At 45.1% G+C, this 8,545-nt stretch carries 9 protein-coding genes; all 9 read right to left on the bottom strand.

Annotated features, from left to right (window positions below):
• Window positions 1–304: 304 nt before the first annotated feature.
• The 9 genes from BZG74_RS14345 to BZG74_RS14305 are packed head-to-tail and all read right to left on the bottom strand — an operon-like array spanning window position 305 to window position 8,542.
• Window positions 305–916 (bottom strand): OmpA family protein, encoded by a 612-nt coding sequence (locus tag BZG74_RS14345; protein ID WP_158020667.1) that lies wholly within the window; start codon window positions 914–916, stop codon window positions 305–307.
• Between the two features lie 13 nt (window positions 917–929).
• Window positions 930–2,288: a TadE/TadG family type IV pilus assembly protein gene (locus BZG74_RS14340; RefSeq protein ID WP_077773211.1), complete on the bottom strand. Its 1,359-nt coding sequence runs from the start codon at window positions 2,286–2,288 to the stop codon at window positions 930–932.
• A gap of 3 nt (window positions 2,289–2,291) precedes the next feature.
• On the bottom strand, window positions 2,292–2,849 hold the full coding sequence (tadF, locus tag BZG74_RS14335; protein WP_077773210.1) for a tight adherence pilus pseudopilin TadF: 558 nt from the start codon (window positions 2,847–2,849) through the stop codon (window positions 2,292–2,294).
• Window positions 2,830–3,342, bottom strand: coding sequence for a pilus assembly protein (locus BZG74_RS14330; RefSeq protein WP_235605776.1), 513 nt, complete (start codon window positions 3,340–3,342; stop codon window positions 2,830–2,832). Before BZG74_RS14330 ends, tadF begins: the two co-directional genes overlap by 20 nt.
• Window positions 3,339–4,220: a tetratricopeptide repeat protein gene (locus tag BZG74_RS14325; RefSeq protein WP_077773209.1), complete on the bottom strand. Its 882-nt coding sequence runs from the start codon at window positions 4,218–4,220 to the stop codon at window positions 3,339–3,341. Before BZG74_RS14325 ends, BZG74_RS14330 begins: the two co-directional genes overlap by 4 nt.
• Window positions 4,213–5,082 carry a type II secretion system F family protein gene (locus tag BZG74_RS14320; RefSeq protein WP_077773208.1) on the bottom strand — a complete coding sequence of 290 codons (870 nt, stop codon included), beginning with the start codon at window positions 5,080–5,082 and terminating at the stop codon, window positions 4,213–4,215. The genes BZG74_RS14325 and BZG74_RS14320 overlap by 8 nt, the downstream gene beginning before the upstream one ends.
• A 15-nt stretch (window positions 5,083–5,097) precedes the next feature.
• Window positions 5,098–6,015 (bottom strand): type II secretion system F family protein, encoded by a 918-nt coding sequence (locus BZG74_RS14315; RefSeq protein WP_077773207.1) that lies wholly within the window; start codon window positions 6,013–6,015, stop codon window positions 5,098–5,100.
• Window positions 6,012–7,295: a CpaF family protein gene (locus tag BZG74_RS14310; RefSeq protein ID WP_101494715.1), complete on the bottom strand. Its 1,284-nt coding sequence runs from the start codon at window positions 7,293–7,295 to the stop codon at window positions 6,012–6,014. Before BZG74_RS14310 ends, BZG74_RS14315 begins: the two co-directional genes overlap by 4 nt.
• Window positions 7,292–8,542, bottom strand: coding sequence for an AAA family ATPase (locus BZG74_RS14305; RefSeq protein WP_077773206.1), 1,251 nt, complete (start codon window positions 8,540–8,542; stop codon window positions 7,292–7,294). Before BZG74_RS14305 ends, BZG74_RS14310 begins: the two co-directional genes overlap by 4 nt.
• Between the last annotated feature and the right edge of the window lie 3 nt (window positions 8,543–8,545).

The raw sequence follows: 8,545 nt of genomic DNA, 5'->3' as shown, positions 1-8,545 counted from the left end.
AGAGCAGGTCGAAAAGCGGGTAGGTTATCTTGGCACTCTGGCGGTTATCATCAACGGCGCTGAAGTAGTCTTTAAATGTATCGATATCCACGGTATCTATCCCGAACTATTTTAGAATCGGCCTATATGATCACAGCCAGAGGTGATCGTCAAACCGATCCTGTTTTGGTCAAAAAACGTTCGCGATCTCGCCCTGGTGTAAGTACACTTCCGAAAACAAAAAGCCCTAAATTGGGTAGAGCTGCTTGCTTAAAAAGCAGCCACTCCTTCTTTAGTAATAAAATGACTTTCGGCATAAAGGCTGCTAAAAAACATCAATCTCGACACGGCGATTAATAGCACGCCCTTGCTGGGTGTGATTGGTCGCAGCAGGCCGTGTTTCACCTTGGCCGCTTAGCGTCACTGTGTTGCGATCATCCGACGAAATAAAGGGGACAACCGCGTCCGCCCGTCGTTGTGACAGTTGCTGATTATAGTGTGCACTGCCGATATTATCAGTATGACCGGTGACCGAGATCTGTGATGGGTGTTTTGCTAACGCCTGCGCTAAGCGTTGCAGAATCGCTTGGCCTTGGGAAGAGACACGCGACGTATCAAAGTCAAAATGCACACGCGCTACCGGCGAGTTGGGCGCTTGGTGCCAATAGGCATGACTTTTAATAAAACTGGCACACTGTGGCGACACATCAAGTGCATCAATTTGTGCTACCAGCCACTGGTGATTGGCGGTGGTTTGGGGGGCAACCGAGAGTAGTTTATTACCCTGATAGGTGCGCGCGATGACGCCTTCACCGGTCGTCACCTGATAATGTGCAGACCCTTCTTGCATGACGCAGTAGGTATCAAATAAGGCGTCATTCGCCCACACGATATTGGGAAAGCTCAGCACGAGTGCAATATTGATCCATTTAATCATTGGATGCTCCTTGTTATGGGGCGAGATGGCCGATTTCTTCAGTAATAAGCTCGAGGATTTTATTGACAATCGCGTCTTTGTCCTGGGCTGAGAAAACATTATCTTTTCCAACACAAGATTCCATTTGAGGTGGAATAGTTTCACTCTCAGCGAAGCCTACTGCAGTCATCCTGGCTTTAACTGGCTCCCCATCTACATTTAAGCTGTTTAGGTGAGCAAAAATCTTACTACACATACCGGCTTCAATTAGTTTATCTGTTGTGTCAGAGTAAGAGTCTTGTCCATCGGAGAGTAGAATAACCAAACGCCTTGGGTTATCTCCTTGGGCTGCAATTTGGGCACCACGAATTATTCCCGAATAAGATGCAGTACCACTAATTTGGCTACCCGTGATATAGAATTGCGAAACCTTAGAGTTAATATCATCAAAATCACTTGTTAAATAGATATCATGGAATTTCGAAACATTCCAATCATTAAATTCAGAAGGCATTTCCATTGGCTGGTGGGCCGCATGACTATAATTAAAAATACTGTTAGTACTTGCTGCGTAGTCAACAGGTTGGTATTGATCTCCAGGTTTAACCCAAACACTCTGGCGACACCCCCACCAACGCCATGAAAGGCATTTCTTATAAAAGCGACAAGGGGAACCACTACAAATAAGGTGATTAAAATAATCTAAGCTTCCGCCTGTGTCTCGAGCAGTAAAATAATCAAATCCAACAACAGCAAGTTTGTTTTTTTTGGCTGTTTTTATATTATCATTAAAATTTTCCAGTTCATCAGAGATAGTTCGAATAATATCTTGCATTACGACATAACGAATCTCACCAGTTCCGTCCTCCCCACTCCATGGCCAGGCCATCGAGCCAGAGAAGTCTGCCACCAAGACTACATCAACCGTTTCTGCATGGTATTTCCTACTTACCGCACCGCTTGCTACATCATAGTTCTCTCCAAAACCAACAATGGCCTCGTTACCTGGGAACCATGTAGGCTGGTGAATTTTGGCTGATACTTGATACTCAAAAAAACGCTGCTCCGAGCCCTGACAAGCCGCGTTATTTTCGCAATTTATTTTGCGAATAGTTATATCGCTATCGTTGACTTCCGAGTAGGGAAAATAGTCCTGAATATAAGCCTTGGCCAATGTCTTATCATCCGACCCTGCTCCTGCAACAGCCAGGCTTGCCACTTCAACCGCCTCTGCCAGACGCGCCTTGTCCTGCACTGCTCGTGCTCCATCTGTCCCTAGGGTGAAAATACCAAACAGTATTGGAATAAATAGAGCGAATAGAATGGCCGCATGCCCTTGCTGCTGACGGTAGTAACCCGGGGCTGAATGAGCAAAACTTGGTTGTGAGCGCATAAACTATCTCCCCATTACTACGGCGCGCGACGATACCCGTGAGAAGTCTTCGCCAATCAGATTACCGTACCAATTCTCGGTGTCGTAGCACAAAGTCACTTGATATAAGGTAGCTGGCCGCCCAAAGGTGGTGGTAAAGCTGAGATCTTTACTCGGCGGCGCTGCCTGGCACAGAGTTCCAGAAGGTGCCGACCATTGGCTAATAATCTTGGTTTGGTCGTCTTCGTCCGTCTCTCCGACCCCTTGACGAACATGAAGCGCAAATCCGAACTTGGTACTGTCAAAGTTACTCATGGTGCGCGTGAGGGAGTTTTTGACAATGGTGTAAGCTTCTTCGGCTTGAGCACTACCCACTTCAAAATCGTCCTCACCAAACAGCTCTGTGCGCTCTTTAATGATATTGGCCGCAGATACAGTCATACGCTCGAGCTTACCTTTAACACTCAATTTAATGATGATATCGGCACTGAACACCAACAGCAGCGCAAAGAAAACCCCGACGATAGCAAATTCGACGGTAAAGTTGCCTTGCTGATGAGACTTAAAGCGCAAAGGTTTCACGTTGGTATTCCTGTATCACTATCATTTCACGGGAAAAAAGGGTGTTTTTATCCAAAAATAAGTTAAAGATAGGTTGATAGTCATAACTGACGTTATAAATAGCAATCGGCGCTTGCTCAGGTTCGCCACACACGGCTTCTCTATCGTCTTCATCTTCAGGCTCACACCCCTCAGTGATCGTGGCCAGTGTATTGTATTCATTCACATAATGGACACTGATCCGATAATTATCGACATCGATCAACGCATGCCAAAGGCTACTATCATCATTAAGGGTTTGTTGAAATACGGTCAGAAAATCTTCAGTTTTTTGTTTTTTCGCATGCTGTGCGGCTCTTGAGATAGCTAAATCCCCCAAAGCAGATACATACGACATAAAGCTCATTTCCACCCAAGCAGCACACATTAGCCAAAACGCAAAAAAGCCGCCAACAAATTCTATCGTTGCGACGCCAGAGTGCCGGTTGGGAGCGTTTCGCTTTGGTAACATCATTGATTAGCCTCTACCCCGTGCCTAGAGCGATCCGTCGGTGCTCCAGTGATCACGTCTGTCACTGCTTTATGAGGTGTCTTTACCGAACTATAATTCGCATTATCCCCAAGAATCGCCGGAAAATCCGCGACGGGAAGTGCTTGCAGTTGTTGGTAAAGCGATACACGATCACTCTCGGCCATATTGTCTGTTAACACCTCAAATGCCGAATATTGATCAGTTTTAGCATAGATCAACGATAGCGTAACACGTGTTCTATCTGACAATTGTCTCAAATCTGGTACAGGCTGCAGTCGGCGTAAAGCCTCTGTATAGCGTTCCTCAAACACATCAAGTAGCGCTAAATTGTTTTTGATAGTACGGTCATCCGCCATATTGCTGCGCGCATGGTTAAACCACTCTCGTGCAACCGTAAAGTTTCCCTCTCGAGCAGAGAGTATGCCAAGAAGGTTCGCTGATTCACTATTCGAGGGCGCAAGTTGCTGAACCTTGGTTAAGTGCTTTCTTGCCTCAGCCCACTGTTCTAGCCCCAGTGAAACCTTTCCAGCGAGTAGTAACACATTGCTAGCAGTTGGGTCTTTTGCGTCAAACTGTTGAAGAAGCGGTGCGAGGTAGAAGCGAGCCGAATCATAATCTTTAATCTCTAGATATCGCTTTACCAGCTTTATCCTCACTTCCTCCGATTCTTTTTCTTTCAGCTGGTTTTTGTACAAATCAATGATTTCAAGATCATTACCACTACTCTCCAGAACTTGCTCATTAGTTAATGTCTTTTCCTGAGGTGGGGCACTCCCCACACACCCTGCTATCATAAAAGCAAGGCTGAGGACCAGTAGCCGTAGAAATGGAAACGATCTCAATACGAAAAGGTTAAGCATTCGCTAACATCCTCATAATTCCTGGCGCTGCAATGAGAATAACTATCGGTACCATAATAAATACAATTAAGGGGATCGACATTTTTGCAGCCAATTGACCAATTTTTTCTTCTATTCGGAGCAATTGCACTTCGCGAATATCCGATGAAAGTGTCGTTAGCACACCATAAATAGACGTTCCATATTGCAAACTCTGGTTGAGAGTCATCACGAAGCTGCGCATTTCATTGGAGGGAACACGCATATAGAGCTCTTCTAGCGCTTGCTCTAGACCCACTATTCTTGAGCGTTCATTCACTCTTGTGAGTAAGAAACTCAGATCGCGGTCAAAAGCTGCCATTTCCCGCGATAAATAAGTAATAGATGCTTCAATCGTCATCCCAGTTTGTACACAGACCGCCATCAGGTCTAACATGTACGGAAGTTTGTTTGAAATCGCTTTTACCAATGCCTTTTTTCGAATATTCAAATAGGCATCAGGACCAATAATCGTCACCACAAGCCATAATATTTCTACAATGAGTAGCCATTTACTTGGCCACTGTTGCAATTGTCCAATTAGATATATTGCTGATGCACCTGCTATTAATAGCATATATTTAGCAGGCATAAAAAACTTGCTCAAGCGTGTGTCGTAGATCCCTGCCGCTAGGAATTTTTGCTCCATATCTTGCTTATCACTTGAGACAAGCTGACTAAGGATAGCTCCAAAGCGCTCCCAGAAATCAAACTTTTTCTCATCAGCCGAGTTTACGTTGAAATCTCGAAAACGCTGTTTTTTCATTGATTGGCGCAAACCACGAAGCGCTATTACACAACCGATTAGTATTAACGCCAAAAAAAGCCATTGCTGCTGTAGCATAGTTACTGCCCTGTATTAGCGAACGCTTTTCATTAATCCCCACACAATGGCAATGCCAATTGCTTCACTGATCAACACATAGTAAAGAATGACTTTTCCATCCGGGTCGAACATGACAAACTCAAAGTTTTCTGGGCTAAGGTACTGCAAAATAAAAAGAAAGAAAAAAGGAATCGCAGCCACTATTTTGGCGGATGTTCTCGCCTCAGAAGTGAGTGCATATTTTTTCTTCTCTATAGAGCGAGCATTAAACATCATGCGGTTTAACCGCATCATGATCTCTTTCAGCTGTCCACCCCTTTGCATATTGGCACGCAAGGTAATAACAAAAAAGTAAAAGGATGGGTAAGGGTAACGTCGACATGACTTGCGAAAAACCTCATCCGGCGACTCACCTAACTGTAAGCGCTTGCCCATTATACGAAACTCGCGGCCAATATCACCTTCCAGCGTATTTCCTACATATAAGATTGCATGCATAATGCTCTCCCCCGCTGACACAGCACTCGTCATCATATTGAGCGCGTCAGGGAATTCAGTTTCGAACATTTTGCGCTCTCGACCTTGTAACCAGCGATAGAAAACCAACATGCCCACTAGCACAATAACAGGCGTGACAAGCCATAGAGGCTCACGCAAAAACTGGCGATTAAAATAAACGGAGGCGAAAATGAGTCCACAAAGTAACGCCGCCAGCTTTAAAATTGGTCGGGCTCCTAATTGCTTCTTAAAATTACTCCAACGAAGTAATAACTCCTCCCACAGGCTTCTATCGGCCAGTGATCTCAAGTCTACAGCCTGTTGGTTTGCGACTACCGATTCAACAAACTCTGTTTGATTAAACTCCTCAAGGTAGTCATAGCGCTTGCGTTTTTTAAGCCAAGGAATAATGAGCAGACCGATACCGATCACAAGCATAACCAAGTAAATCATCTTTCCTCCCCAGCTTTGAACGCAGATGAGAGCTTGTCTTCTAGGCCAAAGAAGCGGGCTTTTTCCATCAATACTGACCGTTGCATCAAACCAGCAGTCACGTAGTTACCGCGCACTTTCCCATCAGAAGATTGCTGATACATAGGCTGAAAACGGAAGATTTCTTCCATGACGACATTACTTCCCTCTAGCCCAACCACTTCGGTTATGCTCATCACCTTACGACTTCCATCATGCAGCCGGCTGATTTGTATTACTAAATCAACAGCACTGACTATGGTACGCCTGATCGCTTCAAGCGGTAAGTTGCTATTAGCCATCATCACCATCGACTCAACCCTGGCTAATGCATCACGCGGTGTATTGGCATGAAGCGTCGACATTGAGCCATCGTGGCCAGTATTCATGGCTTGGAGCATCTCAAAGGCTTCAGCACCACGGCACTCGCCAACAATGATTCTATCTGGGCGCATCCGGAGTGAGTTGATAACCAGATCGCGCTGATCCACTAACCCAGTATTCTCAATGCCCGCGGTACGCGTTTCTAAGCGAACAACATGTGGTTGTTGTAAGCGTAATTCAGCCGCATCCTCTATCGTAATAATGCGCTCGTTTTCACCGATAAATTGTGATAACGCATTGAGCATCGTCGTTTTACCCGACCCGGTACCGCCTGATATCAATACATTTAGGCGACAATGTGCGGCAATCATTAACAATTGCGCCATTTCAGGGCTCATAGCCCCAAATTCACAAAGCTTCTGGAGATCGATACTTTGTTTTTTAAACTTACGGATAGAAATCGCCGTTCCATCAATCGATATCGGTGGAATAACGATATTCACTCGGCTACCATCTTCTAGGCGCGCATCACAAGTGGGTGAGGATTCATCAACTCGACGCCCGACGCGAGAGGCAATACGCTTTGCAATTTCTCGTAGCTGGTTTTCATCGATGAAGGTAACAGGCGCCCGCTCAACCAGGCCATTGCGCTCAATATAAACGGAATCAGGGCCATTGATCATAATGTCTGTGATCGTTTCATCGTCCATCAGGTTTTGTAACGGACCTAAGCCAATCAGCTCATCCGTTAAGTATTTAACAAATTCTTTTTTTACCGTACTACTCAGCGGCCATTGCTCTCGGTTGATCAATAGCTCAACAGCACTTTCTAATTGTTTCTCAAGCTCCTCTCGCGAAACATCGGCGACAACATTTGGATCCAAAGCATCAAAAACCTGTTTGCGAATCTTGACATAAACTTCTTTGGTGCCAATCACTCAGCTTGCCTCTTTCTGCTAAAAAGATTGGTTAGCTTTGCTAAGGTTGAAGATGCTTCCACTGATTCGCCCACAACTAGCGAAGCGAGTTTGTGTAGCGGCCCGGAGGCATTGACCTTTGCTCGTGCTATACGCTCTCCCTCGAGTAATAATTCGCCTATTTTCCCATTAAAAGGGATATTCACATCGACAGCGCATTGCAAAAACTTTTCAATGTCATCTTCGGTAACTGTTGCAAACTTTCCAGGAAAATTATTGTTTACAACAAGGATCAAACGAGGTCGCGCATTTTCATCCATCGAATCAATGCTTAACTTTAACCTACCAGCATCTCGCAAGGCCGCAACCGTTGGCGTAAGAACCAGAATAATACAATCACTGCTAAGCCAACGCTGCTGATTCCGATGCGTAAAACCCGATGATCCGGATACATCCTCGATAATAAAGTTACATTCAGACGATAGGATGTCGGCGGCGCTATTGTGATAATCATTCAACTCATCAGCGCTATACTGCGAGGAGGACAATGCGAGGACAGAGAGCATCTCATTGTGTTTGGTCAGTAGGCTCTGAGCGGAAGATAAGTCAAGACTTGATGAAAATGCGCCTTTTTGCACCTCCCGCTTTTCAAATTTTTTAATACCGAGCATGATATCCAAATCACCACTGGTGTAGTTGTGATCCACAACGATACAGGATGCCTTTTTTTCTGAAACCAGTTGATGGGCTAATTCAGAGGCAACTAGTGTTGTGCCTACCCCTCCTTTTGCGCCAACCACAGAGATCCGCTTGGCACGCCTATTTTGTCCTACACCGCGATTTCTCTGCCGATTATCACTCACACTACGAACAAAATCGATTAGCTCTTGCTTAGTGATGGGCCAGAACAAGTAATAAAATCCCATCTCTTTGAGGTTACGAATCGTTGAGATTGCATCTTCACTACCAATGACTATCACCGAGGCATGACTAGGTAGTAAGTGGCTAATTCGACGCGCATCACCCGTCACATCTTGGCTACTATTGAGCTCAACCAAGACAATCTCAACACTTTGCTGGCGGACATGATCCGTAATGACCATATCTGAGTTTTTACATATTTCAGGCGCAGAGACGCCTTCAAACCTAAAGGCCTCTTCAACAAGAGAGCGGCAAGGCTCGGTTTGATAGAAGAGAACTGACGTTATCTTATCTTTGTCATCTTGCTGCGACTGATTGCTCTTTAGTATATCAACGAGATCAAACATCAA

It is taken from the genome of Salinivibrio sharmensis (assembly GCF_001995985.1).
In the GTDB taxonomy this organism is placed as follows: Bacteria; Pseudomonadota; Gammaproteobacteria; order Enterobacterales; family Vibrionaceae; genus Salinivibrio; species Salinivibrio sharmensis.
Note: the sequence above shows the minus strand (reverse complement) of the source record. Positions and strands in the feature narration are given on the sequence as shown.

Coding starts and splice junctions, on each gene's coding strand:
- BZG74_RS14345 (WP_158020667.1), bottom strand. CDS start 916: ATGATTAAATGGATCAATATTGCACTCGTGCTGAGCTTTCCCAATATC.
- BZG74_RS14340 (WP_077773211.1), bottom strand. CDS start 2,288: ATGCGCTCACAACCAAGTTTTGCTCATTCAGCCCCGGGTTACTACCGT.
- BZG74_RS14330 (WP_235605776.1), bottom strand. CDS start 3,342: ATGATGTTACCAAAGCGAAACGCTCCCAACCGGCACTCTGGCGTCGCA.
- BZG74_RS14325 (WP_077773209.1), bottom strand. CDS start 4,220: ATGCTTAACCTTTTCGTATTGAGATCGTTTCCATTTCTACGGCTACTG.
- BZG74_RS14320 (WP_077773208.1), bottom strand. CDS start 5,082: ATGCTACAGCAGCAATGGCTTTTTTTGGCGTTAATACTAATCGGTTGT.
- BZG74_RS14315 (WP_077773207.1), bottom strand. CDS start 6,015: ATGATTTACTTGGTTATGCTTGTGATCGGTATCGGTCTGCTCATTATT.
- BZG74_RS14305 (WP_077773206.1), bottom strand. CDS start 8,542: ATGTTTGATCTCGTTGATATACTAAAGAGCAATCAGTCGCAGCAAGAT.